Raw genomic sequence first — 24,342 nt, 5'->3', positions numbered from 1 at the left:
CCGTCAGACCAGCCCGTCGAACCGCTCGGGGAGGCGGTATTGCAGCCGGTAGTCGGGCCGCGCGAAGGCCCAGAGCCCGTTCTCCCGCGGCGCCCAGCTGTCGTGCATCTTGCGGCGCGCCCAGGCGGTGCGGAACCCGTCGCGCATCTCGAGCCGGGCGAAATCGGCGAAGAGGGCGGCATCCTCGCCGCGCGCCTCGGCGAACCAGTGCCGGCCGATCATCGCCTCCTGCATTCCCGCCCCGGTCGCCGCGACCAGCGCGTTGCGCCGGTCCATGGTGCGCCGATAGAGGTCGAGGTCGCAGTATTTCAGGTGCAGCAGATAGAGATGCTCGGGCGTGCTCAGCGTCTCGTGCTGGGTGAAATGGCCGCCGCGGGCGATCTTGCTGCCGAGGCCCAGCACGCAGGGCTTGGAGTAGTGCGGCGCCAGCCGGACATGGCGGCGCGGGCCCAGCACCCGGTCGCCAAGCGGGGCCGGCTCGAGCTCCGGGCGGTGGATGACCTCGAGCCCGAGCGGCGTGTGCACGGCACGGCGCTTCAGCGTGGCCAGGTAGCCGAGGAGGTCGAGGCCGCTGGCCGGGTCGGCCACGACCAGTTCGTCGACATCGCCCACCACGACGAAATCGGTATAGGCCGACAGCCCCGCCACCAGCCCGTTCAGGAGCCGCCAGCGCTTGGCGTCGAACTTGGGATGCGGATCGCCGGGAATGCCGATCAGGTTGCAGCCCGCGGCGAGAGCCGCGACCGCCGGCTCGCGGCCGTGATTGACGATGTAGCAGTTCTCGCGCCCGAAGGCGGTGCCGTAATGGCGCAGCCACAGGGCGAGGAATTCGGGATCGTCCCGCACCATGGTGATCGCCGCGGCGCGGATCTGTGCCATCCCGTTCCGGTCCCTGCCTGCCTGGTGCCCTGCCCGTAAGGCAGGCTAGACCCGGGCGGGCCGCCCGGCAACCGCGCCGGGGTCAGCCGGGCTGGGCGCCGCGCGGGTCGATCAGGCGGCGCATCACGCCGGGCCCGTCCACCGTGCCGATGACGCGGCCATCCTCCTCGACGCCGAGCGGGCCGCCGCCCTTGGCAAGCGCCTCCATCACCGCCGCGACGGGGCTGTCGGCGGCGATCCGAGCAGCGCAGGGACCGTCGCCCGGCCCCATCACGTCGCGCGCGCAGAGCACCCCCAGAGGGTTCATGTGCGCCACGAACTCCGCCACGTAATCGTCTGCTGGATTGGCATAAATTTCCTGCGGACGCCCCAGCTGGACGATCCGTCCGCCCTCCATGATGGCGATCCGGTTGCCGATCTTGAAGGCCTCGTCGAGGTCGTGGGAGACGAAGACGATGGTGCGCTTGAGCTCGCGCTGCAATTCCAGAAGCTCGTCCTGCAGCTTGGTGCGGATCAGCGGGTCGAGGGCCGAGAACGGCTCGTCCATCAGCAGGATCGGCGCTTCGGTGGCGAAGGCACGGGCCAGGCCCACGCGCTGCTGCATGCCGCCCGAGAGGTCGCCCACCTTGCGGTCGCCCCATCCGTCGAGCCCGACCAGCTTGAGCTGGCGGTCGACCTTCTCGCCGCGCTCGGCCCGGGACATGCCGCCGAGCTCCAGCCCGAGCCCGACATTCTCGCGCACGCTGCGCCAGGGCAGCAGGCCGAATTGCTGGAACACCATGGCCACGCGCTGCAGCCGGATGCGCCGCAGCTCGGCCGCGCTGGCATGGGTGACATCGACCATGCGGCCGCCGTCATTGACCTCGACCTTTCCCCGAACGACGGGGTTCAAGCCGTTGATCGCGCGCAGCAATGTGGACTTTCCGGAGCCCGAAAGCCCCATCAGGACGAGGATCTCGCCCTCCTCGACCGCGACCGAGCAATCGTGCACCCCCAGCACCTGGTCGGTGCGCTGCTGGATGGTGGCGCGGTCAAGTCCCTCGTCCATCAGCGGCAGGGCCTGCTCGGGCTGGTCGCCGAACACGATGGAGACGTTGTCGATCTTCACGGCGGCGGTCATTTGCGGTCTCCCACATTGAGCATCCGGTCGAGCATGATGGCGACGACGACGATCACGAAGCCGCTCTCGAAGCCGAGCGCGGTGTTGACCTGGTTGAGCGCCCGGACCACCGGCACACCGAGCCCGTCGGCACCGACCAGCGCCGCCACCACCACCATCGACAGCGACAACATGATGGTCTGGTTGAGCCCGGCCATGATCTGCGGAAAGGCCGAGGGCATCTCGACCTTCCACAGCACCTGCCGCGGCGTGGCGCCGAAGGCGCGGGCCGCCTCGAGCAGCGCCTGCGGCGTCGAGGCGACGCCGAGATAGGTCAGACGGATCGGCGCCGGGACGACGAAGATCACCGTGGCGATCAGCCCCGGCACCATGCCGATGCCGAAGAACACGATGGCCGGGATCAGGTAGACGAAGGTCGGCAGGGTCTGCATCAGGTCGAGCACCGGGCGCAGCGCGGTGTAGAGCTTCGGCCGGTGCGCCGCGGCGATGCCGATCGGCACGCCCACCCCCATGCAGACCACGCAGGCCGAGATCACCAGCGTCAGGCTCTCCAGCGTCTCCTCCCAGTAATCCTGGTTGAGGATGAAGAGAAAGCCCACCGCCACGAAGGCGGCGATCTTCCAGTTGCGCTGGAGCCCCCAGGTGAGCGCCACGAAGGCCGCGATGACGATCAGCGGATGCGGCGTCTCGAGCACCCAGAGAATGCTGTCGATCAGCACCTCCATGGCCAGGGAGAGCCCGTCCAGCAGCCAGCCGCCATGGGCGCGGATCCAGTCGAAGACCGTCTCCGCGGCCTCGCCCACCGGGATCTTGTTGTCGGTCAGCCAGTCGAGCACGTGCCGTCCCCCTTTCGCGTCGTGATGCTTCGCGTCGTGTTGGGCGCCGTCCCGGCCCCGCCGCTTGGCGCCCGCCCCGCGGCGTGGCAGGGTGGGCCACCTTGCCCGGCCCGGGCGACAAAAGTTGATTGACGAGTCAATTAATCGTTCAATACGATCCGCCCTGCAACAGAATTCTTCGGAGGCGCGTCAGAGAGATGGCAAAAGAGCTCGTGCGCCGGCGCGACCTGATCGCCGCCACCATCCGCGAGATCGGCGAAACCGGCACGCTGAACGTCACGGTGGGCCAGATCGCCCGGCGCGCCGGCGTCTCGCCGGGGCTGGCCTTCCACTATTTCGGCGACAAGGAGGCGCTGTTTCTGGCCGCGATGCGCGCCATCCTGCGCGATTACGGCACCGAGATCCGCGCCGCCCTGCGCGCCGCGACCTCGCCGCGCGGCCGCATCGAGGCGGTGCTCCGCGCGAGCTTCGCGCCGGGCAATTTCCGCGACGGCGCGGTGGCGGCCTGGCTGAACTTCTACGTTCTGGCGCAGACCTCGGCCGAGGCGCAGCGCCTGCTGACGCTCTATCACCGCCGCCTGCATTCCAACCTGGTGCACGACCTGGCGCCGCTGCTCGGCGGCCGCGCCGCCGCGGAGCGCTCGGCCGTGCGGCTGGCGGCGCTGATCGACGGGCTCTACCTGCGCTGCGCGCTGAACCGCAAGGTGGTCGACAGCGCCGGCGCCGAGGCGCAGATGCTCGACGCGCTGGTGGCGGAACTGGCGCGCTAGCGCAGCGCGCCGAGGTCGTAGCCGTACCAGTCGAGAATGGTGCGCGCCGCGGCCAGCCGCTCGCCGGGGCGGCCCTCGCGGTCGATCACGAAGACCCAGGCCCCGCCCGGATCGCCCAGCGCCGCGGTGCGGGCATCGGCGTCGAGCCAATGCACCCAGAGCGGCCGGCCGGCCACCGCGAAGCGCCCCGGGCCCAGCGTGTCGAGGGCATGCTCGGTGCCGGCGATGGTCACCCGGCCCGGCGCGAAGCGCAAAGCGGCGCCGGGCGGCAGGCCGGCCCCCTGCACGACCCGCCACTCGCCGGCCAGCCGCTCGGGCCCGGCATCGACCTGCGCCGCCACCGGGGCCGCGGGATCGCGCAGCCCCGCCGCCGCGGGGGACGGCACCGGGCTCTCGGGGTTCCGCGCGCAAGCGGCGAGCAGCGCCAGCGCCAGCACGGTGCCCCAGCGGGCGCGGCGCGGCGTCACGCCTCGGCGCCTTCGCCGCCGGCGCGGCGGCCGCGAAAACCGGTCGCCACCACGAACTTCTCCGACGAATCGGCGCGGCTGGCCGGCGGCTTGACGTTGGCGACCTTGGTGAAGTTCTGCTTGAGGATCTTCTGCAGGCTGTCCTCGGCGCCGCCCGCCAGCACCTTGGCAACGAAGGTGCCGCCCTCCTCGAGCACGTCGAAGGCCAGCTCCGCGGCGGCCTCGCAGAGCGCCACGATGCGCAGATGGTCGGTCTGCTTGTGCCCCGAGGACGACGCCGCCATGTCCGACATCACCACGTCCGCCGGCCCGCCGAGCCAGTCCTTGACCTTGTCGTCGGCGCCGTCCTCGAGGAAGTCGAGCTGGTGGATCTCGGCGCCGGCGATAGGCTCGACCTCCTGCAGGTCGATGCCCAGCACGGTGCCGCGGGCCTTGCCCGACTTCTCGCCCAGCGCGTTGACGCGGGCCACCGCGACCTGGCACCAGCCGCCCGGCGCGCAGCCCAGATCGACCACCCGCGCCCCCGGCACCAGGAAGCGGAACTGCTCGTCGAGCTCGAGAATCTTGAAGGCGGCGCGGCCGCGGTAGCCCTCGGCCCGGGCGCGCTTCACGTAGGGATCGTTGAGCTGGCGCTGCAGCCAGCGGGTCGAGGACAGCTTGCGCCCGCGCGCCGTCTTGACCTTGACCTTGAGGTCGCGCTCGCCGCGTCCGGAAGTGTTCTTGCCGCTGGGTTTCTTCGCCATCTCGTCCGCCTCTCGGGCCGTGCCGCGCCCGCCTTGCTGAAAGCCGTCCGCCGGCTTACCGCCCCCGGCGCCGAAGGTGCAAGCGCCGCGCGCCGGCAGGCCTCAGATCGGCGCGTTCTCGAGCACCCCGTCGGCGGTCATCTGGGCGTAGAGCAGCCCCTCGCGCAGGCCGCGATCGGCCACCGACAGCCGGTCGGTCGGCCAGCAGCGCAGCAGCGCCTGCAGGATCGCCGCGCCCGACATGATCAGCGCCTGCCGGTCCTGGCCGATGCGCGGATCGCGCCGCCGCCCGTCCGGGCCGAGCTCGAGATAGCGCCGGATCACCGTCTCGATCTGGTCCGAGGTCATGCGCAGCCCGTCCACCTTGGTGCGGTCGTAGCGCTTCAGCCCGAGATGCGAGGCCGCCACCGTGGTCACCGTGCCGGAGGTGCCGACGATCTGGAAGCCCTCGCGCCGCTGCTCGTCCTTGTAGGGCGCGAACTCGGCCAGGTTCTCCTCGAAATACCACGACATCAGCGCGTAGCGCGCGGCGTCGTCCTCGACGTCGGAGAACTGGTCGCGCAGCGTCGCCACGCCCAGCGGCACCGAGATCCAGTCCACCACCTTGGCGGCGGGGAACGGGCTGTCGACGGTGTGGAAGCCGGCATGCAGCCGCATGATCGCCCGCGGGCGCTCGCGCTGCGGCACCGAGGACAGGTCGATCCAGACCAGCTCGGTGGAGCCGCCGCCGATATCGACCACCAGGAGCTGCTCGGTGCGGGTGGAGACCAGCGGCGCGCAGGAGATCACCGCCAGCCGGGCCTCCTCCTCGGGCTGGATGATCTCGAGCTGCAGCCCGGTCTCGCGGCGCACCTGCTTGATGAAGCCCCTCGCATTGAGGGCGCGGCGGCAGGCCTCGGTGGCCACCAGCCGCATGCGCTTGACGTTGTGGCGCCGGATCTTCTGCTGGCAGACCCTCAGCGCCGCCACCGTGCGCCCCATCGAGGCACGCGACAGCCGCCCCGTGCGCTCGAGCCCGTGGCCCAGCTGCACGGATTTCGAGAAGCTGTCGACCACATGGAACTGACTGCCCTTGGGTTGGGCAATCAGCATGCGACAGCTGTTCGTGCCCAGATCCAGCGCGGCATACAGCTCGCTCGAATCCGGGGTATCGGGCGCGGAGCTCTCGACCGGTTTCGGGAAAGCGCCCGCACCACCGGGACGCTCTGGCGCCATGACATGCGCCTTTCCGATTTCAACTTGGCTTCACGTTATTACGCCGCGCCGCACCGCGCAAGCCTGACGCGGCGGCGGGATGAGGGGCATCGCGCAGGCATATGGGATCAAACGAGAATCCGCCGTTTCGCATGCCGCGGACGCGCGCCGCGCCGGGGATCGGCGATGGCCCGGCGCAAGCGGCGCGCCGGCCGCCCGGACCGGCGACTCCGGGGCCCATCGGGCGCGGTGCCCGCCGCGGCGCCGCCCGGGGCCGGCGGTTGCCGCCCCGGCCCGCTCCGGCTATGCAGCGCCGTCCGTTCCGGCCCGGAGGCCCGCCCCATGACCCTTGCCCTGCTCTTCGATCTCGACGGGACGCTGATCGATTCCGACCCGCTGCATGTCGCGGTGTTCCGGGAGTTCTTCGCCCGCCTGGGGCGCGAGATCGACGAGGCGCATTACCTCCGGCACATCCACGGCCGGCACAATCCCGACATCTTCGCCGAGGCCTTCCCGGGACAGGACGCGCAGGCCCTGGGCGAGGAGAAGGAGGCGCTGTTCCGCGCCCGCCTGCCGGCCCGGGTGCCGCCGGTGGCCGGGCTGACGGCCCTGCTCGACCGCGCCGAAGCCCGGGGCTGGCCCTGCGCCGTGGTCACCAACGCGCCGCGCGCCAATGCCGAGGCGATGCTGGCGGCGCTGGGGCTTTCCGAACGCCTGACCCATCTGGTGATCGGCGACGAGGCGGCGCGGCCCAAGCCCGACCCCGCGCCCTACCGCGCGGCGATGGCGGCGCTGGGCGTGGCGCCGTCGCGCGCTTTGGCCTTCGAGGACAGCCCTTCGGGGCTGCGCGCGGCGCGCGCCAGCGGCGCCTTCACCATCGGCATGGGCTCGAGCCTGGCCCCGGACCGGCTGCGCGAGGCCGGCGCCCAGGCCTGCCTGAAGGACTTCGCCGATCCCCGTCTCGAGCCGATCCTCGCGGCGCTGGAAGAGGGCCGCCGCCCGCCCGGCGCCGGCTGAGCGCCGCGCCCGAACGCCCCGCGCCCGACGCGCCCGGCCCGCCCGGGCCGGGCTCCGCCGGACCGGACCGCGGAGGTCCCGCGGCCCGCGCGCCCTCAGAGCGCCGTCCAGCCGCCATCCACCGACAGCGTCGTGCCGGTCATCTGCGCCGCTGCGGGCGAGCACAGGAACACCGCCAGCCCGCCCAGCTGCTCGACGGTGGCGAACTCCTTCGAGGGCTGGCGGTCGAGGATGACCTTCTCGATCACCTCCGCCTCGCTCATGTCGTATTTCTTCGCGGTGTCGGGGATCTGCGCCTCGACCAGCGGGGTCTTCACGTAGCCCGGGCAGATCGCGTTGGCGGTGATCGCCTCGCGCGCGGTCTCCAGCGCCACCACCTTGGTCATGCCGACGATGCCGTGCTTGGCCGCGACATAGGCCGCCTTGTAGGGCGAGGCGGTGAGCCCGTGCGCCGAGGCCACGTTGATCACCCGCCCCCACCCGGCCGCGCGCATCAGCGGCAGCGCCGCCGCGGTGGTGTGGAAGGCCGAGTTTAGGTTGATCGCGATGATCGCGTCCCATTTGTCCTCGGGGAACTCGTCGATCGGCGCCACGTGCTGGATGCCGGCATTGTTCACCAGGATGTCGCAGCGCCCCGCCGCCGCGATCAGCGCCCGGCATTCGGCACCTTTCGACATGTCGGCCCGGACGTAGCGCACCGCGACGCCGTGGCGCGCCGCCATCTCCTCGGCCAGCCGGTGGTCCTCGTCGCGGTCGGTGAACGAGTTCAGCACCACGTCGGCCCCGGCCCGCGCCAGCTCCTCGGCGATGCCGAGCCCGATGCCGGAATTCGACCCGGTGACGACGGCTTGCTTTCCCTTCAGCGACATGGTCTGCGGCTCCTCTGGCTTGCTGCAGGCGCGAAGGTATCACGCCGCGCCGCGGAGGAAAGCCGCCCCGTGCGCCCTCCGCATGCCCCCGTGCACCGGGTCCGGCCGGATCGGCCCGCCCGACCGGCCGACCAAAAAAAACGCCGGCACGAGGCCGGCGTTAAGTTATTGAGGCAGGTTTCATACAGGCAAGAAACCTATCGAGCAGTGCTTCATACATAGACCCTCCCGATCAGGAATCCAAGCTAAAAGTTTGATTAGCCACGGAAGCGCCGATAGACACGGGGGCGGCACCCGCCCAATCCCGCCGCCCGGAAAGGATCGTCGCCGAAATGCGCCTCGCTTATTACCTTAAGTTGTGCGGCACGGGGATCGCCCTGGCCTTGGCCGCGCTCTCCGGCCCCGCCTCCGCCGAGCCGCAGCACGGCATCGCCATGTATGGCGAGCCGGCCCTGCCGCCGGATTTCGAGGCCCTTCCCTACGTCAATCCCGACGCTCCCAAGGGCGGCCGCATCGTGCTCGGCGAGACCGGCAGCTTCGACAGCCTGAACCCGCACATCCTCAAGGGCAGCACGCCCTGGCAGCTGCGCTTCCTGGCCTATGAGAGCCTGATGGGGCGCAGCTACGACGAGCCCTTCACGCTCTACCCGCTGCTGGCCGAATCGCTCGACGTGGCCGAGGACCGCTCCTGGATCGCCTTCACCCTGCGCGAAGAGGCGCGTTTCTCCGACGGCAGCCCGGTCACGATCGAGGACGTGATGTGGTCCTACGAGACGCTCGGCACCGAGGGCCATCCGCGCTATCGCGGCATCTGGTCCCAGGTCGAGGCGATGGAGCAGACCGGGCCGCGCACGCTGCGCTTCACCTTCAACGACCCGAACCGCGAACTGGCGCTGCTGATCGGCATGCGGCCGATCCTCAAGAAGGCGCAATGGGAGGGAAAAAGCTTCGCCGAATCGGGGCTCGACGTGATCCCCATCGCCACCGCTCCTTACGTGGTCGAGGATTTCGAGGCGGGGCGCTACGTCACCCTGCGCCGCGACCCCGATTACTGGGGCGCCGACCTGCCCTTCATGCGGGGCCAGGCCAATCTCGACGAGATCCGCATGGAATTCTACGCCGACGCGCAGGTGCTGTTCGAGGCCTTCAAGGCCGGCCAGATCACCTCCCTGCGCGAGACCAACGCCGAGAAATGGGCCACCCAGTACGATTTCCCCGCCGTCCAGCGCGGCGAGATCGTGCTGTCGGAGATCCCGCATCAGCGCCCGACCGGGATCACCGGCTTCGTGATGAACACCCGCCGGGCGCCGTTCGACGACTGGCGCGTGCGCGAGGCGCTGATCCAGGCCTTCAACTTCGAATTCATCAACGAGACGATGACCGGCGGCCGGCAGCCGCGCATCACCTCGTATTTCTCCAATTCCATGCTCGGCATGCAGCCGGGCCCGGCCGAGGGCCGGGTGCGCGAATTGCTCGAGCCGCTCTCCGACCACCTGCTGCCTGGCGCCCTCGAAGGCTACGACCTCCCCGAGGGCGACGGCACGGCGCGCAACCGCGGCAGCCTGCGCCGCGCCACGCAGCTGCTCGAGGAGGCCGGCTGGCAGGTCGAGGGCGGGGTGCTGCGCAACGCCGCCGGCGAGCCCTTCGCCTTCCGCATCCTGCTGCCCCAGGGCAGCCCGGAGATGGCCTCGATCGTCGATCTCTACGTCCAGGCGCTGGAACGCCTCGGCATCCGCGCCGGGATCGACCTCGTCGACAGCGCCCAGTTCGCCGAGCGCACCAACGCCTTCGCCTTCGACATGACCTACTACACCCGCGGCCTGTCGCTGAGCCCGGGCACCGAACAGAAGCTCTACTGGGGGTCGGCGGCCGCCGACCAGCCGGGCTCGATGAACTGGATGGGCGCCCGCAACAAGGCCATCGACACCCTGATCGACACCCTGCTGACCGCCGAGAGCCGCGAGGATTTCGTCGCCGCGACAAGGGCGCTCGACCGGGTGCTGACCACCGGGCGCTACGTCATCCCGATCTACCAGTGGCGCGAGAGCCGCATCGCCCACGACGCCAACCTGCACTACCCCGACACCCTGCCGATCTACGGCGATTTCCTGAACTTCCACCCCGACGTCTGGTGGTACGAGGAATGACTCCCGGGGCCTTCTTCTGAGCGGAAATATCCCGGGGTGAATTGCGCGGCCCGCCGCGCAAGAGGGGCAGCGCCCCTCCCCCGCCGCTCACCCGCGCCCGGACCAGAACATCGGGCCGCCCTTCCAGCGCGGGAAGCCGTAGCCGTGGATCTCCACGAGGTCGATGTCGGAGGCGCGCTCGGCGATGCCCTCCTCGAGGATCGCCGCGCCCTCCTCGGCCATGCCGCCGAAGAGCCTTCGGGCGATCTCCTCGGGGTCCATCTCGCGCGCCGGGGCGACGCGGCCGGACAGCAGCTCCGCGACCGCGGCGGAGGGCTGCGGGCGGCGGTCGCCCGCGGCGTAATCGTACCAGCCGGCCTGCGTCTTCTGGCCCTTGCGCCCGGCCCGGACGAGGATGTCGCCCAGCGTCTCGGGGATGTCGCGGCCGGCCGTCCGCGCCGCCTCGCGCTGCGCGAAGGAGATGTCGAGACCGGCCAGATCCTGCATCTCGAACAGCCCCATGCGGAAGCCGAAGCGCTTGATCGCGGCGTCGATCTCGGCCGGCGCCACCCCGGCCTCGACCAGCGCCTCGCCGTCGCGGCGGTAGCGCTGCAGGATGCGGTTGCCGATGAAGCCCTCGCAGATCCCCGCCTGGACCGGGATCTTGCCCAGCCGCTTGGCCAGGGCGAAGGCCGCAGCCAGCACCTCGGGCGCGGTCTCGGGGACCGGCACGATCTCGAGCAGCTTCATCACATGGGCCGGGCTGAAGAAGTGCAGGCCGATGAAGCGCTCGGGCCCGGGCAGGCCCTCGGCGATGGCGCGGGGATCGAGATAGGAGGTGTTGGTGGCGAGGATGGCATCCGCGCGGCAGGCCTCGGCCAGCGCCGCAAAGACCGCGCGCTTGACGCCGATCTCCTCGAACACCGCCTCCACCACGAGGTCGGCCTCGGCCATCAGGGCGTAATCGGCGCCGGCGGTGAAGGCGGCCTCGGCGGCGGCGCGGGCGCCGGTATCGAGCTTGCCGCGCTTGGCGGCGCCGTCGAGGATCGCCAGCACCCGGTCGCGCCCGGCCGATGCGGCCTCGGCGTCGCGCTCGACCATGGTGACCGCGAGCCCCGCGAGGAGCCCGGCCGCGGCGATGCCCGCGCCCATCGTGCCGCCGCCGACGACGCCCAGCCGCGCGACCTTGCGCGGCGTCACGCCCTCGATCGCCGCCGGCCGGTAGACCGCGCGCTCGGCGAAGAAGACGTGCCGCAGGGCGGCCGCCTCGTCGGACTCGCGCAAGGCCAAGAAGGTCTCGCGCTCGCGCGCCAGGGCGGTGCGGAAATCGTCCTCCGCGGCGCCGCGCAGGCAGTCGAGCGCCTTCAGCGGGGCCTGGTGGCCGGGCTTGGCCGCGGCCTTGCGCGCCGCCTCCCAGAAGCTGTCCGGCTGCGCCGCGACCGGGCGTTCGGAGACCGGCGTCGGCAGGTCGCGCTCCAGCGCGGCGCGCAGGAACTCGACCGCGCCGGCCACCAGCTCGCCCTCGACCACTTCGTCGAGCAGCCCCGCCTCCCGGGCCCGTTCGGCGCCCCAGGGCGTGCCCCCGGTGACCAGCTCGACCGCCGCCGGCAGCCCGGCCAGCCGCGGCGTGCGCACCGTGCCCGAGGCGCCCGGAACGATGCCGAGATTGACCTCCGGCAGCCCCACCCTTGCATCGGCCGCGGCGACCCGGAAGCGGCAGCCCATGGCGATCTCGAACCCGCCGCCCAGCGCGCTGCCGTGGATCGCCGCGCACCAGGGCGTCGCGGCGCCCTCGATGCGGTCCACGACATCGGGCAGGTGCGGCTCCACCGGCGGCTGGCCGAACTCGCGCACGTCGGCGCCGGCGATGAAGGTGCGCCCGGCGCAGGCCAGCACCACGCCGCGGACCGCCTCGTCGGCGTCGAGCTCGGCCACCGCGTCCCAGAGCGCCTGCCGGACCGCCGCGGAAACCGCGTTGACCGGCGGATTGTCGAGCGTCACCACGGCGATCCCGCTCTCGCGGCGAATGGTCAGAACCGGCATCGGCCTCTCCCCCAAATCCGAACTCCTCGGCGCCAGACTTGCCACGAAAGCGATATATGCACAATCATTGACCGGTCGGACGGTTTATGACATCTTGCGGCAACGCGCGCCGGGGGGAGCCGGGGCGGCGAGGGAGGATCTCGAGTGACGGCAGAGGAACTGGCGCGCGCCTGCGCGGCGGCGATGTGGAACGACGACAGCGCCTCGAAGCGGCTCGGCATGGTGCTCGACCATGTCGCCCCGGGCGCGGCGCGGCTGCGCATGACGGTCACCGACCAGATGACCAACGGCCACGGCAACATGCATGGCGGCTACATCTTCACCCTCGCCGACAGCGCCTTCGCCTTTGCCTGCAACACCTACGACCAGGTCACCGTGGCGCAGCATTGCTCGGTCACCTACCTGGTGCCCGGAGCGCTGGGCGACGAGCTGACCGCCGAGGCGCGCGAGATCTCGCGGCGCGGCCGCTCCGGGCTCTACGACGTGCGGGTCAGCCGCGCCGACGGCACCGTGATCGCGGAGTTCCGCGGCCATGCGCGCAGCCTCGGACAGCCCATCCTGAACCAGACCGGCGCGGCCGGGTGACGCTTGCCCCGAGGGAGGACGACATGAAGGATCTCACCCCGCCCCGCGACATCCTCGATCCGATCGAGACCGCCAGCCGCGACGAGATCGCGGCGCTGCAGACCGAGCGTCTGGCCTGGTCGCTGCGCCACGCCTACGACAATTCGCCGTTCTACCGCGCCCGCTTCGACGCCGCGGGCGTACACCCGGACGAGTTCAGGGCGCTCCCCGATCTGGCCAAGTTCCCGTTCACGGTGAAGCAGGACCTGCGCGACAATTACCCGTTCGGCATGTTCGCCGCCCCGCGCGAGGAGATCGTGCGCATCCACGCCTCTTCGGGGACCACCGGCAAGCCCACCGTGGTCGGCTATACCCGCCGCGACATCGAGATCTGGTCGGACATGGTGGCGCGCTCGATCCGCGCCTCCGGCGGGCGGCCCGGCGACATCTGCCACATCGCCTATGGCTACGGGCTCTTCACCGGCGGGCTGGGCGCGCATTACGGCGCCGAGCGGCTGGGCTGCACGGTGGTGCCGGTCTCCGGCGGCATGACCGAGCGGCAGGTGACGCTGATCACCGACTTCAAGCCCCGCATCATCATGGTGACGCCGTCCTACATGCTGTCGATCCTCGACGAATTCCGCCGCCAGGGCCGCGACCCGCGGGACTGCTCGCTCGAGGTCGGCATCTTCGGCGCCGAGCCCTGGACCGATTCGATGCGGCGCGAGATCGAGCAGGCCTTCGACATGCATGCCGTCGACATCTACGGCCTCTCGGAGGTGATGGGGCCGGGCGTCGCCAACGAATGCGTCGAGACCAAGGACGGGCTCCATGTCTGGGAGGATCACTTCTACCCCGAGGTGATCGACCCCGAGACCGGCGCGGTGCTGCCCGACGGCGAGCTGGGCGAGCTGGTCTTCACCACGCTGACCAAGGAAGGCCTGCCGATGATCCGCTACCGCACCCGCGACCTGACCCGGCTCCTGCCGGGCACGGCGCGCACAATGCGGCGGATGGAGAAGATCACCGGCCGCTCCGACGACATGATCATCCTGCGCGGCGTCAACGTCTTCCCGACCCAGATCGAGGAGCAGCTGCTGAAATGCCGCGGGCTGGCGCCGCATTTCCAGATCGAGCTGACCCGGTCGGGGCGCATGGACGCCATGGTGGTGCATGTCGAATGCCTGCCCGACCAGGGCGGCGCCGATTCCCGCGACGCCGCGGCCAAAGAACTGGTGCATCACGTCAAGTCGGTGGTCGGCGTGTCCTGCAAGGTCGTGGTGCACGATCCCGGCCAGGTGGCGCGGTCGGAGGGCAAGGCCAAGCGCGTCGTCGACAACCGCCCGGCGGAATGACCGGGGCGCGGCCCAGTCCGGGCGGCGGGGGCTGAGCCATGGCCCGCACCCGCGCCGCCGATTTCGCCGAGAAGAAGTACGGCCTGCTGCTCGAGGCCGCCCGGGTCTTTGCCGAGCAGGGCATGGAGAAGGCCTCGATGGCGCAGATCGCCGCCGCGGCCGGGGTCTCGAAATCCCTGCTCTACCATTACTACCCCTCCAAGGACGTGCTGATCTACGCCATCATCGCGACCCATCTGGAGCGGCTCGACGCCACGCTGGAGGCGCTCGACGAGCCCGGCCTGGCGCCGGAACTGCGGCTCCGCCGGCTGGTCCGCGGGGTGCTCGACGTCTATCGCGGGGCCGACGATTTCCACCGCGTGCAGCTCAGCGCGGCGGATGCCCTGCCGCCGGCCGACCGCGCCGCGATCCGGGTGCTCGAGCGCCGCATCGTGGCCCGCGTCGCGGCCGCGCTGGAGGCGCTGCGGCCGGACCTCGCCAGTGGCCCGGTGCCGCGGCTGACGGCGGTGACCATGTCGCTCTTCGGCATGCTAAACTGGGCCTATATGTGGTTCCGCGACGGCGGCGCGCTGACCCGCGCGGCCTATGCCGACCTCGCCACCGACCTCGTCCTGGGCGGGATCCGCGGGCTCGAGTGACAACGCGCCGGTCTTGGCCGGGCTCATCGCTCTGCGGGGTGCGTGTCGGCGCGGGACCGGCCGCCCGGGGCCCTGCCCTTCCAGCCGCAGAGCGGAGCCGCGCAGCGACGGGCCGCGGCGCGGCGATCCCGACCGGGGAATTCCTCGATTTATCCCAGCCAGATCCGAAGTCGATCGAAGCTGTGCGCCCAGCCCCACCGTATCGCCGGGCCCGGGGGCGGCCCGGCGATGCGCGGCGGCCTGACGGCCGTGATTCCGCGCCGGGGGCCTTGCCCGACCGCTGGTCGCGCCGATCTGGGCAACGTTCGGACGACATCGCCAAGCCCCTTGCCGGTGATGTTGCGAATCCTGACACGCCGCCTCGAGGACTTCCCAGGGCCCGTCCTGCCCTTCCAGCCGCAGAGCGGAGCCGCGCAGCGACGGGCCGCGGCGCGGCGATCCCGACCTTGGAATCCCTTGGTTTATCCGGCCGAAGCTGCGCGCCCAGCCCTGCCAGATCGCCGGGCCGGGGGGCGGCCCGGCGATGCGCGGCGGCCTGCAACCTTGCTTCCGCGCCGGGTGCCTTGCCCAAGCGCCGGTCGCGTCGACATGCGTGAGGGTTCGGCGGGATCGACGAGCCCCTCGCCGGTGATGTTGCGGATCCAGACAGGCCGCCTCGAGGCCTGCCCAGGGCCCTTTCCTGCCCTCCAAGATTCAGAGCTGAGCCGCGCAGCGACGGGCCGCGGCGCGGCGATCCCGACCCTGGAATCCCTTGGTTTATCCCGGCCAGGTCCGAAGACCATCGAAGCTGAGCACCCAGCCCCACCAGATCGCCGGGCCGGGGGGCGGCCCGGCGATGCGCGGTGGCCTGCGGCCTTGATTCCGCGCCGGGGACACGGACCATCCGACCGCGTCCCTCTGCCTGCTCGTCCGTCCGGACCGCGACGCCCCCGACCGGTCCGCACCGTCGAAGGTACGCCGCACCCTCGGCAGGAAGGAGGCCCCCCGGGAGCCCCCGCCCCCTCAGACCTCGGCGTCCTCGGGCAGCGGCCAGGACTTCGCCACCATGGTCAGCACGTCGTATTGCGCCACCACCTCGTCGTGCTGGTTGCTGACCCGGCAATCCCAGCGCACCTCGCCGTAGACCGCGCCCTCGCGCGGGTTGATCTCCTTGCAGGTCAGCCGCACCCGCAGGCTGTCGCCGAAATAGACCGGCGTCAGGAAGCGCAGGTTGTCGACGCCGTAATTGGCCAGGACCGGCCCCGGGTCGGGCTGCACGAAGAGCCCGGCGGCGAAGGAGGCGATGAGATAGCCATGCGCCACCCGGTCGTCGAAGAACGGGTTGGCCCGGGCGGCGGTGCTGTCCATGTGGGCGTAGAAGGTGTCGCCGGTGAAATGGGCGAAATGCTCGACATCCTCGGCGGTGATCTCGCGCGCCTCGGTGACCACCTGATCGCCCAGACGCAGGGTCTCAAGCGACTTGCGGAACGGGTGCTCGCCGGTCTCGGCGGCGGCGCCGTCGGACCATTGCCCGGTGACCGCGGTCAGCAGATGCGGCGCGCCCTGCACGGCGGTGCGCATCATGAAATGCTTCACCCCGCGCATGCCGCCCATCTCCTCGCCGCCCCCCGCCCGGCCCGGGCCGCCATGGACCAGCGGCGCCAGCGGCGAGCCGTGCCCGGTGGAGCTCTTGGCCGAGGCGCGGTTGCCGATCAGCACCCGGCCGTGGAACGGCGCGAGGCCGCAGACGATCTCGGCCGCCACCGCCGGATCGTCGGTGAAGAGCGAGGAGACGAGGCTGCCCTTGCCCTTGGCCGCCAGCGCCACCGCCTCCTCGGCGTCGTCATAGGCCATCACCGTGGCGACCGGGCCGAAGGCCTCGACCTCGTGCGGCGCGCGGGCATTCATTGGGTCGGGGCAGCGCAGCAGCACCGGGTTGAGGAAGGCGCCCGTCTCGGGATCTCCCGAGACGACGCACACTGGGCCGTCGGGATCGCCCGAGACGATCTCGGCCTCGCGCGCCAGTTCGGCGATCTTGGCGCGCACGCCGTCGCGCTCGCCCAGCGAGGCCAGCGCGCCGATCCGCACCCGGTCGTCGTCCGGCAGGCCCACCGGCGTGTCGGCCAGCCGCGCGCCCAGCGCCTCGATCAGCGCCGCCTCGTGGGCGCGGGGCACGATGACGCGGCGGATGGCGGTGCATTTCTGCCCCGCCTTGACGCCGACCTCGCGCGCCACCTCCCTGACGAAGAGGTCAAACTCCGGCGTGCCCGGCCCGGCTTCGGGGCCGAGGATGGCGGCGTTCAGGCTGTCGGCCTCCATGGTGAAGCGGGTGGCGTTCTCCACCACCGCCGGATGCGCCTTGAGCTTGCGCCCCGTCGCCGCCGAGCCGGTGAAGGTCACCACGTCCTGCCCGGTCACGTGGTCGAGCAGGTCGCCCACCGAGCCGCAGACCAGCTGCAGCGCGCCTTGGGGCAGCACCTCCATCTCGAGGATGCGGCGCACCACCAATTCGGTCAGGTAGGCGGTCTGCGAGGCCGGCTTCACCAGGCAGGGCATGCCGGCGATCAGCGACGGCGCGATCTTCTCCAGCATGCCCCAGACCGGGAAGTTGAAGGCGTTGATGTGCACCGCCACGCCGCGCATCGGGGTCAGGATATGCTGGGCCGAAAAACTGGCATCCTTCGACAGCGGCTCCACCGGGCCCTCGGGGATCACGCGGGCATTGGGAAATTCGCGCCGGGCCCGGGAGGCGAAGGTCAGCATCGTGCCGATGCCGCCGTCGATGTCGATCCAGCCGTCCTTGCGCGTCGCCCCGGTGCGGAAGTTCTCGAGGTAGAACTCCTCCTTCATCTCCATCAGCCGCAGGCCGATCTCCTTCAGCATCAGCGCGCGCTGGTGCAGGGTCAGGCGGCGCAGGGCCGGGCCGCCGGTGTCGCGGCCCCAGCCCAGCGCCGCCGCCATGTCGAGCCCCTCGGCGCCGATATGGGCGACGACCGCGCCGGTGGCGGCGTCGCGCAGCGGCTTGCCGTCACCCGCGCCCGGGCGCCAGGCGCCCGAGACATAGCTTTCGAGACGGCGCGCGGGCGCTCCGGTGTCGAGCATGACGATCTCCCTTTCGCTTCTCAGCCGAACCCGAGCCCAGCCAGTGTCTCGCCCGCGGCGCGCTCCCACTCGGCGCGCAGGGCATCGTTGGGGCGGTGGCGCAGGCCCATCGCCCGCTGCGTCTCGAAACGCGCGGAGCCGGCGGCGCCGAAGGTCGCGGCGACCCGCGGCCACCAATAGGCGACGCTCTCTGTCGCCTCGGCGCGGGCCGCCTCGGTCTCCACGAGGCGCGCCAGCCCCTCCTGCCCGAGCTCCATGTGCCGCTGTTCGCGCGGCGCCACGGCGCGCAGCACCTCGGCCAGCGGCGCGTAGGAGCATTGCGCCAGCTCGGCCAGCTGGATCAGTGTGGCCCGCCCCATCAGCACGTTCATCACCACCGCGTCGGTCCAGCCGGCGAGCGGCGCGTGGAACACCGACAGGCGCATGTCGCCGCCCTGCCGGGCGGCGGCGATCTCGGCCCCGCGGGGCTGCCGCGCGGCCCAGTCATGGGCGCGCTCGTAGCGTGCCACGTCGGTGCCGAACTCGGCCATCAGGTCGAGCACGCGGACGGCGTGGTCGGCCTTTTCCAGCACGATGCGGCTGGCGGCGATGCGCTCCTTGACGCCGGGCGCCCAGTTGATCGCGTCGGCGAAGCCCGCCGAGCCCGCCAGCTCGCTGTCGACGAAGGACGACATCAGCCGCATCAGCTCGCCGCGGTAGCGCGGCGGCGCGTTCTCCGGCGAGGTCAGCTTGCCGCCCTGGGCGAGGTAGTCGGCGATCGGCATGGCGGCGTCGGCGGGATCACTCGTCATAGCTCAGCACCACCCTGTCGGAGACCGGCACGCATTGGCAGGACAGCACGTAGCCCGCGCGCACCTCGTAATCCTCGAGCGCGTGGTTGGTGGCCATCTCGACCTCGCCCTCCAGAACCTTGGCGCGGCAGGTCGAGCAGACCCCCGCCTTGCAGGAATAGGGCGCGTCCATGTCGTTGGCGAGCGCCGCGTCGAGGATCGCGGTGCCGTCCTTGGGCATGCGGAAGCCGCGGGTGGCGCCGTCGAGGGTCACCGAGACCTCGCAATCATGCCCGGCCCGGGCCTCCTGCCGCGACACCGCGCGGGCCTTGGCCCGGCCGGGCTGGGCCGAGGCGAAGAGCTCGAACTTGATCTGGTCGTCGCCCAGGCCGTGGCGGCGCAGGCTGTCGGCGATCGCCAGCATCATCGGCTCGGGGCCGCAGATGAAGGCCAGGTCGACGTCCTCGGCATCGATCCAGAGCCGGAACAAGAGGTCCATCTTCTCGGCATCGACCCGGCCGGTGAAGAGGTCGATCTCCTGCCCCTCCTCGAGGATGTGGATCACCGAGAACCGGCCGAGATGGTTGTTCTTCAGATCCTCAAGCTCCTCGCGGAACATGATCGAGGAGGCCTGCCGGTTGGCATAGACCAGCGTCGCCCGGGCGCCGGGCTCGCGCGCCAGCACGGTCTTGAGGATCGACAGGACCGGGGTGATGCCGGAGCCGCCGGCGAACATCAGGTAGTGCCGTTCGGCGCTGGCATCGAGCGGGGCGTGGAACTTGCCCATCGGCGGCATCGCCTCGAGCGTGGTGCCCGGGGCCAGCTCCTCGTTGGCCCAGGTCGAGAAGGCGCCGCCGTCGACGCGCTTGATGCCGACCCGCAGGACGCCCTCGTCGAGCCCGGCGCAGATCGAGTAGGAGCGGCGCAGCTCGGCGCCGTCGAAGTCGCGGCGGAAGGTCAGGTACTGGCCCTGGGTGAAGGCGAAGGCCTCGGCCGCCGCCTCCGGCGGGCGCAGGGTCAGCACCACCGCGTCGCGGGTGGTCTTCTGCACGTCGATCACCTCGAGCGGATGGAAGCGGGGCATCAGCGGGGTCCTCCTGGGGTGACGGGGTGCGGGCGGGTGCGGGCGGGGCTGTGGCGGGCGAGGCGGGGGTCGGGGGTCGCTGCGGGGACGCGGGTGTGGCGCCGGGTGGCCGCCTGTCGGGCCCGGGCGCCCAGCCCGGGCCGCGCCCGACCCTCCCCCCGGGAGGGCGCTCTGGCGATGTCGTGCACCGCTCGGCGGTCGTTCGGGGCTTGGGAGATAAAGCGCTGACCACAAGCGAGGCGCCGGCGCCTTCCCAGGGTCGTGCGCGCCCCTTCGCGCAAGGGGGCAAATGACATGGCAGCGGATGCGCCCAACGCAGACGCCGCCGCGCAGACCCCCCGAGTCTCGACGCGCGCGGTTGCCACCATTCGGGCCCGGGCGACCAGCCCGGGCCGCGCCCGACCCTCCCCCTGGGAGGGCGCTTTGGCGATGGCGTTGACCGCTCGGCGGTCGTTCTGGGCTTGGAAGATAAAGCGCTGACCACACGAGGACGGTCTGCGCCCTCCCAGGGTCGGGCGCAGCCCTTCGCGCGAGGTGACAGAATGGGTCGGGTCGGTGTTGCGAACTTCGGAGGCTGCGACGCAGACGGCCCGCGTCTCGACGCGCGCGGTTGCCGCCCTCCGGGCCCGGGCGTCCAGCCCGGGCCGCGCCCGACCCTCCCCGCGGGAGGGCGCTTTGGCGATGGCGTTTGCCGCTCGGATGTCGTTCGGGGCTTGGAAGATAAAGCGCCCATCACAAGCCGGAAGCCAGCGCCTTCCCAGGGTCGGGCGCGGCCCTTGGTGGCGGATGGCGGGGCTGTTACGGGGCCTGCGCGTCATTGCCCGGCCCCTCAATGGCACTTGAAGTAGTCGAAGGGCTCGAGGCAGTCGCGGCAGCGCCAGGCCGCCTTGCAGGGCGTCGAGCCGTACTGGCTGACCCGCTCGGTCTCGCCCGAGCCGCAGCGCGGGCAGGCGACGCCGAGATTGCCGCCCGAGAGCCGCGCCACCCGCCCCGCGAGGCGCCCGTCGGCGGCGGTGCCGTCGACCGGCGGTGCGATGCCGTAGGCGCGGAGCTTCTCGCGCGCCTCCGCACCGATCCAGTCGGTGGTCCAGGGCGGCGACAGCCGGCGCTCCACCCGCACCTTGCCGATCCCCCGCGCCTCGAGATGCCGCGCGATGTCGAGATCGATCACCGCAAGCGCCGGGCAGCCGGAATAAGTCGGCGTCACCGCCACCACCAGCGTGTCGCCCTCCCAGCGCAGATCGCGCACCATGCCGAGATCGGTGACCGAGATCACCGGGATCTCCGGGTCCGGGACCTCGTCGAGCCAGGCCCGCACCTCGGCGAGGGAGGGCAGCGTGTCGCTCACCATTCCGCCCCCGGATAGGCGCGCTGCAGGAACTGCATCTCGGCCAGCAGGTAGCCCAGATGCTCGGTGTGCCGGCCGGTGCGGCCGCCGCGCTTGAGGTGCGAGGCCGCCGCCGCGGGCTCCGGCATTTCCAGCGTCGCCTCGGCCAGCACCTCGGCCACCACCCGGTCCCAGGCCGCGCGCAGATCCGTGGGGCGCGGCGCGATGCCGGCCTCGGCCACCGCCGCGTCGGCGGCATCGGTCACGAAGAGCTCGGCGGTGTAGGGCCAGAGATGGTCGAGCGCCTCGGCCATGCGGCGGTGGCTCTCCCCGCTGCCGTCGCCCAGCCGCACCACGAGGTCGGCGGAGCGCTCGACATGGTAGGCCACCTCCTTGCGCGCCTTGGCGGCGATCTCCGCCACCCGCGGCGAGGACGAGGCCTCGAGCGCGCCCAGCAGCTCGAAATGCCAGACGTCGAAGAGGAACTGGCGCATCGTGGTGACCGCCATGTCGCCCTTCGGCAGCTCGACGAGCAGCAGGTTGCGGAAGCCCATTGCGTCGCGCAGATAGGCAAGGTCGTCGGCGCTGCGGCCGGCATCCTCGACCTCGGCGGCGAGACCGAGCCACATCTGGGTATGGCCGATCAGGTCGAGCGCCACGTTGGCGAGCGCGATGTCCTCCTCCAGCGCCGGGCCCTTGCCGCACCATTCGGACAGCCGGTGGCCCAGCACCAGCGTGCTGTCGCCCATGCGGCAGAGGAACTCGAAGAAGGCGGGCTTCAGCTCGACATCAGTCACGTGTGGGTCCGGCCGCGGCGCCCCGGCGGCGTCGCGGGCCAGTTCGGTCACGTTCGGCGTGGTCATGTCCGGCAGCGACGGCATCACATGTGCCCCACATCGTCGGGGATGTCGTAGAAGGTCGGGTGGCGGTAGACCTTGTCCTCGGCCGGATCGAAGAGCGGCCCCTTCTCGGACGGGCTCGAGGCGGTGATGTCGGCGGATTTCACCACCCAGATCGACACCCCCTCCTTGCGGCGGGTATAGACGTCGCGGGCATTGCGGATCGCCATCTCGGCATCGGGCGCGTGCAGCGAGCCCACATGCCGGTGGTTCAGCCCGTGCTGGCCCCGGATGAAGACCTCCCAGAGCGGCCATTCCTTCCTCGACATCGCGTCCTCCCTCACTCGGCGGCGGTGCGGGCCGCGGCGCGGCGGCGGGCGGCCTTCTCGGCATGGGCGGTGAGCCCGTCGCGGAACCACGCGCCCTCCTCCCAGGCCCGGACCCGGGCGCCCAGCCGCTCGCGGTTGCACGGCCCGTTGCCCTTGATCACCTCGAAGAACTCGGCCCAGTCGGGCTCGGTGAAGTCGTAGCCGCCCTTCTCCTCGTTCCAGCGAAGCCCCTCGTCGGGGACGGTGAGGCCCAGGAACTCGGCCTGCGGCACCGTCTCGTCGACGAATTTCTGCCGCAGCTCGTCATTGGTGTTCATCTTGATCTTCCACGCCATCGACTGCGCGGAATGCACCGAGTCCTTGTCCGAGGGGCCGAACATCATCAGCGCCGGGAACCAGAAGCGGTCGAGCGCATCCTGCGCCATGGCCTTCTGCTCGGGCGTGCCGCGGGCCATCTTCATCATGATGTGGTAGCCCTGCCGCTGGTGGAAGCTCTCTTCCTTGCAGATGCGGATCATGGCGCGGGAATAGGGCCCGTAGGAGGTGCGCTGCAGCGGCACCTGGTTCATGATCGCGGCGCCGTCCACCAGCCAGCCCACCGCGCCCATGTCGGCCCAGGTCAGGGTCGGGTAGTTGAAGATCGAGGAATACTTCATGTTGCCCGAATGCAGCCGCTCGAAGAGCTCGTCGCGGCTGATCCCCAGCGTCTCGGCGGCGGAGTAGAGGTAGAGGCCGTGGCCGGCCTCGTCCTGCACCTTGGCCAGCAGGATCGCCTTGCGCTCGAGCGTGGGCGCGCGGGTGATCCAGTTGCCCTCGGGCAGCTGGCCGACGATCTCGGAATGGGCGTGCTGGCCGATCTGGCGGATCAGCGTCTTGCGGTAGCCCTCGGGCATCCATTCCTTGGGCTCGATCTTCTCGCCGGCGTCGATGCGCGCCTGGAAGGCCTTTTCCTCCGGCGTCAGCTCGCCGGAATTGCCTTCGGACTTCACCATCTGGGCATACATGGCCGATCCTCCCTTTCGAGGTTCAAACGCGTTCCAGAACCATCGCGATCCCCTGCCCCACGCCCACGCACATGGTGCAGAGCGCATAGCGCCCGCCGGTGCGCTGAAGCTGGTAGCTGGCATGCAGCACCAGCCGGGCGCCCGACATGCCGAGCGGGTGGCCCATGGCGATGGCGCCGCCATTGGCGTTGACGTGCTCCGCGTCGTCCGGCAGGCCGAGCTCGCGCAGCACCGCGAGGCCCTGCGCCGCGAAGGCCTCGTTGAGCTCGATCACGTCCATCTGCTCGAGGCTCAGCCCGGCGCGGTCGAGCACCCGGCGCACCGCCGGGACCGGCCCCACGCCCATCACCCGGGGCGCCACGCCGGCGGCAACCATCGCCACCACGCGGGCGCGCGGCGTCAGGCCCTGGCTGCGGGCCATCGCCTCGGAGGCCACCACGACCGCGGCGGCGCCGTCATTGACGCCCGAGGCATTGCCGGCGGTGACGCTCAGATCGGGGCCGTTGACGCCCTTCAGGCCGGCCAGCTTCTCGGCGGTGGTGCCGGGGCGCGGATGCTCGTCGGTGTCGACGACCAGCGGCTCGCCCTTGCGCTGCGGGATGGTCACCGGGACGATCTCCTCGGCGAAGATCCCGGCCTTCTGGGCGGCGTCCCAGCGCGCCTGGCTGCGTTCGGCGAAGGCGTCCTGGTCCGCGCGGCTGACGCCGTAATCGGCCGCCACGTTGTCGGCGGTCTCGGGCATCGAATGGGTGCCGTGCGCCTTGGCCATCTTCGGGTTGACGAAGCGCCAGCCGATGGTGGTGTCGTAGATCTCGGCCTTGCGGGCGAAGGCGCTGGTGGCCTTGGGCATCACGAAGGGGGCGCGGCTCATGCTCTCCACCCCGCCGGCCAGCAGCAGGTCGGCATCGCCGGCGCGGATCGCCCGGGCCGCCATGCCGATGGCGTCCATGCCCGAGCCGCAGAGCCGGTTGATCGTGGTGCCCGGCACCGCCTCGGGGTAGTCGGCCAGGAGCACCGCCATCCGCGCCACGTTGCGGTTGTCCTCGCCGGCCTGGTTGGCACAGCCCAGGATCACGTCGTCCACCCGCGCCCAGTCGACCGCGCCGTTGCGCTCGCGCAGGGCCGCCAGCGGGATCGCCGCCAGGTCGTCGGCGCGGACCTGCGACAGCGCGCCGCCATAGCGGCCGATCGGGGTGCGCACCGCGTCGCAGATGAATGCTTCGGTCATGTATCCTCCGTGGCAGAACCGTTGCGGACACGGGGCAATGCCCGGGCGTGCCCCGTGTA

The 24,342-nt window shown here is 71.4% G+C and carries 22 protein-coding genes; 6 read left to right on the top strand and 16 right to left on the bottom strand.

Annotated elements, in window-relative coordinates:
- Positions 1-3: 3 nt before the first annotated feature.
- The 3 genes from ACXYMW_RS00915 to choW all read right to left on the bottom strand — a co-directional run bounded on the left by ACXYMW_RS00915 (position 4) and on the right by choW (position 2,835).
- A complete protein-coding gene (locus ACXYMW_RS00915; RefSeq protein WP_459033398.1) occupies positions 4-879 on the bottom strand; it encodes a glycosyltransferase family 2 protein in 876 nt (291 codons plus the stop codon).
- Between the two features lie 82 nt (positions 880-961).
- Positions 962-1,999 (bottom strand): choline ABC transporter ATP-binding protein, encoded by a 1,038-nt coding sequence (choV, locus tag ACXYMW_RS00910; RefSeq protein WP_459033397.1) that lies wholly within the window; start codon positions 1,997-1,999, stop codon positions 962-964.
- Entirely contained in the window at positions 1,996-2,835 is an 840-nt protein-coding gene (gene choW / locus ACXYMW_RS00905) for a choline ABC transporter permease subunit (RefSeq protein ID WP_459033396.1), read from the bottom strand. The genes choV and choW overlap by 4 nt, the downstream gene beginning before the upstream one ends.
- A gap of 197 nt (positions 2,836-3,032) precedes the next feature.
- Between choW and betI the strand changes: the two genes are divergently transcribed.
- On the top strand, positions 3,033-3,605 hold the full coding sequence (gene betI / locus ACXYMW_RS00900; protein WP_459033395.1) for a choline-binding transcriptional repressor BetI: 573 nt from the start codon (positions 3,033-3,035) through the stop codon (positions 3,603-3,605).
- Here the strand turns inward: betI and ACXYMW_RS00895 are convergent.
- The 3 genes from ACXYMW_RS00895 to ACXYMW_RS00885 all read right to left on the bottom strand — a co-directional run bounded on the left by ACXYMW_RS00895 (position 3,602) and on the right by ACXYMW_RS00885 (position 6,030).
- Positions 3,602-4,072, bottom strand: coding sequence for a lipocalin (locus ACXYMW_RS00895; protein ID WP_459033394.1), 471 nt, complete (start codon positions 4,070-4,072; stop codon positions 3,602-3,604). The two genes, betI and ACXYMW_RS00895, sit on opposite strands and share 4 nt — an antisense overlap.
- The gene (locus ACXYMW_RS00890; RefSeq protein ID WP_459033393.1) at positions 4,069-4,815 is read right to left on the bottom strand and encodes an RlmE family RNA methyltransferase; all 747 of its coding nucleotides are present in this window, start codon (positions 4,813-4,815) and stop codon (positions 4,069-4,071) included. The genes ACXYMW_RS00895 and ACXYMW_RS00890 overlap by 4 nt, the downstream gene beginning before the upstream one ends.
- A 102-nt stretch (positions 4,816-4,917) precedes the next feature.
- On the bottom strand, positions 4,918-6,030 hold the full coding sequence (locus ACXYMW_RS00885; RefSeq protein ID WP_459033392.1) for a Ppx/GppA phosphatase family protein: 1,113 nt from the start codon (positions 6,028-6,030) through the stop codon (positions 4,918-4,920).
- 321 nt (positions 6,031-6,351) lie between these two features.
- On the opposite strand from ACXYMW_RS00885, the gene ACXYMW_RS00880 reads away from it, so the two are divergent.
- Positions 6,352-7,026 carry an HAD family hydrolase gene (locus ACXYMW_RS00880; protein ID WP_459033391.1) on the top strand — a complete coding sequence of 225 codons (675 nt, stop codon included), beginning with the start codon at positions 6,352-6,354 and terminating at the stop codon, positions 7,024-7,026.
- A 95-nt stretch (positions 7,027-7,121) separates the two neighbouring features.
- Here the strand turns inward: ACXYMW_RS00880 and ACXYMW_RS00875 are convergent, their stop codons facing one another.
- Positions 7,122-7,895, bottom strand: a complete 774-nt coding sequence (locus ACXYMW_RS00875; protein ID WP_459033390.1) for a 3-hydroxybutyrate dehydrogenase — start codon at positions 7,893-7,895, stop codon at positions 7,122-7,124.
- A gap of 332 nt (positions 7,896-8,227) precedes the next feature.
- On the opposite strand from ACXYMW_RS00875, the gene ACXYMW_RS00870 reads away from it, so the two are divergent.
- On the top strand, positions 8,228-10,042 hold the full coding sequence (locus ACXYMW_RS00870; protein ID WP_459033389.1) for an extracellular solute-binding protein: 1,815 nt from the start codon (positions 8,228-8,230) through the stop codon (positions 10,040-10,042).
- 87 nt (positions 10,043-10,129) lie between these two features.
- Here ACXYMW_RS00870 and ACXYMW_RS00865 read toward each other — a convergent pair whose 3' ends face one another.
- Complete coding sequence (locus ACXYMW_RS00865; protein WP_459033388.1) at positions 10,130-12,064, bottom strand: 3-hydroxyacyl-CoA dehydrogenase NAD-binding domain-containing protein; 1,935 nt, start codon at positions 12,062-12,064, stop codon at positions 10,130-10,132.
- Between the two features lie 144 nt (positions 12,065-12,208).
- Between ACXYMW_RS00865 and paaI the strand changes: the two genes are divergently transcribed.
- The 3 genes from paaI to ACXYMW_RS00850 are packed head-to-tail and all read left to right on the top strand — an operon-like array spanning position 12,209 to position 14,621.
- Entirely contained in the window at positions 12,209-12,649 is a 441-nt protein-coding gene (gene paaI, locus ACXYMW_RS00860; RefSeq protein ID WP_459033387.1) for a hydroxyphenylacetyl-CoA thioesterase PaaI, read from the top strand.
- A gap of 23 nt (positions 12,650-12,672) precedes the next feature.
- On the top strand, positions 12,673-13,983 hold the full coding sequence (paaK, locus tag ACXYMW_RS00855; RefSeq protein ID WP_459033386.1) for a phenylacetate--CoA ligase PaaK: 1,311 nt from the start codon (positions 12,673-12,675) through the stop codon (positions 13,981-13,983).
- A 38-nt stretch (positions 13,984-14,021) separates the two neighbouring features.
- Positions 14,022-14,621, top strand: a complete 600-nt coding sequence (locus ACXYMW_RS00850) for a TetR family transcriptional regulator (protein ID WP_459033385.1) — start codon at positions 14,022-14,024, stop codon at positions 14,619-14,621.
- 1,002 nt (positions 14,622-15,623) lie between these two features.
- Here the strand turns inward: ACXYMW_RS00850 and paaZ are convergent.
- From paaZ to pcaF, 8 genes are all read right to left on the bottom strand, one after another.
- On the bottom strand, positions 15,624-17,702 hold the full coding sequence (paaZ, locus tag ACXYMW_RS00845; protein ID WP_459033384.1) for a phenylacetic acid degradation bifunctional protein PaaZ: 2,079 nt from the start codon (positions 17,700-17,702) through the stop codon (positions 15,624-15,626).
- A gap of 20 nt (positions 17,703-17,722) precedes the next feature.
- Positions 17,723-18,493 (bottom strand): Phenylacetic acid catabolic protein, encoded by a 771-nt coding sequence (locus tag ACXYMW_RS00840; protein ID WP_459033383.1) that lies wholly within the window; start codon positions 18,491-18,493, stop codon positions 17,723-17,725.
- The gene (paaE, locus tag ACXYMW_RS00835) at positions 18,483-19,556 is read right to left on the bottom strand and encodes a 1,2-phenylacetyl-CoA epoxidase subunit PaaE (protein ID WP_459033382.1); all 1,074 of its coding nucleotides are present in this window, start codon (positions 19,554-19,556) and stop codon (positions 18,483-18,485) included. The genes ACXYMW_RS00840 and paaE overlap by 11 nt, the downstream gene beginning before the upstream one ends.
- 829 nt (positions 19,557-20,385) lie before the next feature.
- Entirely contained in the window at positions 20,386-20,907 is a 522-nt protein-coding gene (gene paaD / locus ACXYMW_RS00830; RefSeq protein ID WP_459033381.1) for a 1,2-phenylacetyl-CoA epoxidase subunit PaaD, read from the bottom strand.
- Positions 20,901-21,764 (bottom strand): 1,2-phenylacetyl-CoA epoxidase subunit PaaC, encoded by an 864-nt coding sequence (paaC, locus tag ACXYMW_RS00825; protein WP_459033380.1) that lies wholly within the window; start codon positions 21,762-21,764, stop codon positions 20,901-20,903. Before paaC ends, paaD begins: the two co-directional genes overlap by 7 nt.
- A complete protein-coding gene (paaB, locus tag ACXYMW_RS00820) occupies positions 21,764-22,051 on the bottom strand; it encodes a 1,2-phenylacetyl-CoA epoxidase subunit PaaB (protein ID WP_459033379.1) in 288 nt (95 codons plus the stop codon). The genes paaC and paaB overlap by 1 nt, the downstream gene beginning before the upstream one ends.
- Before the next feature lie 11 nt (positions 22,052-22,062).
- Positions 22,063-23,055: a 1,2-phenylacetyl-CoA epoxidase subunit PaaA gene (paaA, locus tag ACXYMW_RS00815; RefSeq protein ID WP_459033378.1), complete on the bottom strand. Its 993-nt coding sequence runs from the start codon at positions 23,053-23,055 to the stop codon at positions 22,063-22,065.
- 22 nt (positions 23,056-23,077) lie between these two features.
- On the bottom strand, positions 23,078-24,283 hold the full coding sequence (gene pcaF / locus ACXYMW_RS00810) for a 3-oxoadipyl-CoA thiolase (RefSeq protein ID WP_459033377.1): 1,206 nt from the start codon (positions 24,281-24,283) through the stop codon (positions 23,078-23,080).
- Positions 24,284-24,342 lie beyond the last annotated feature (59 nt).

This window comes from Roseivivax sp. CAU 1761, assembly GCF_054482755.1.
The sequence above is the reverse complement of the archived record's forward strand: the minus strand, read 5'-3'. Positions and strand labels throughout refer to the sequence as shown.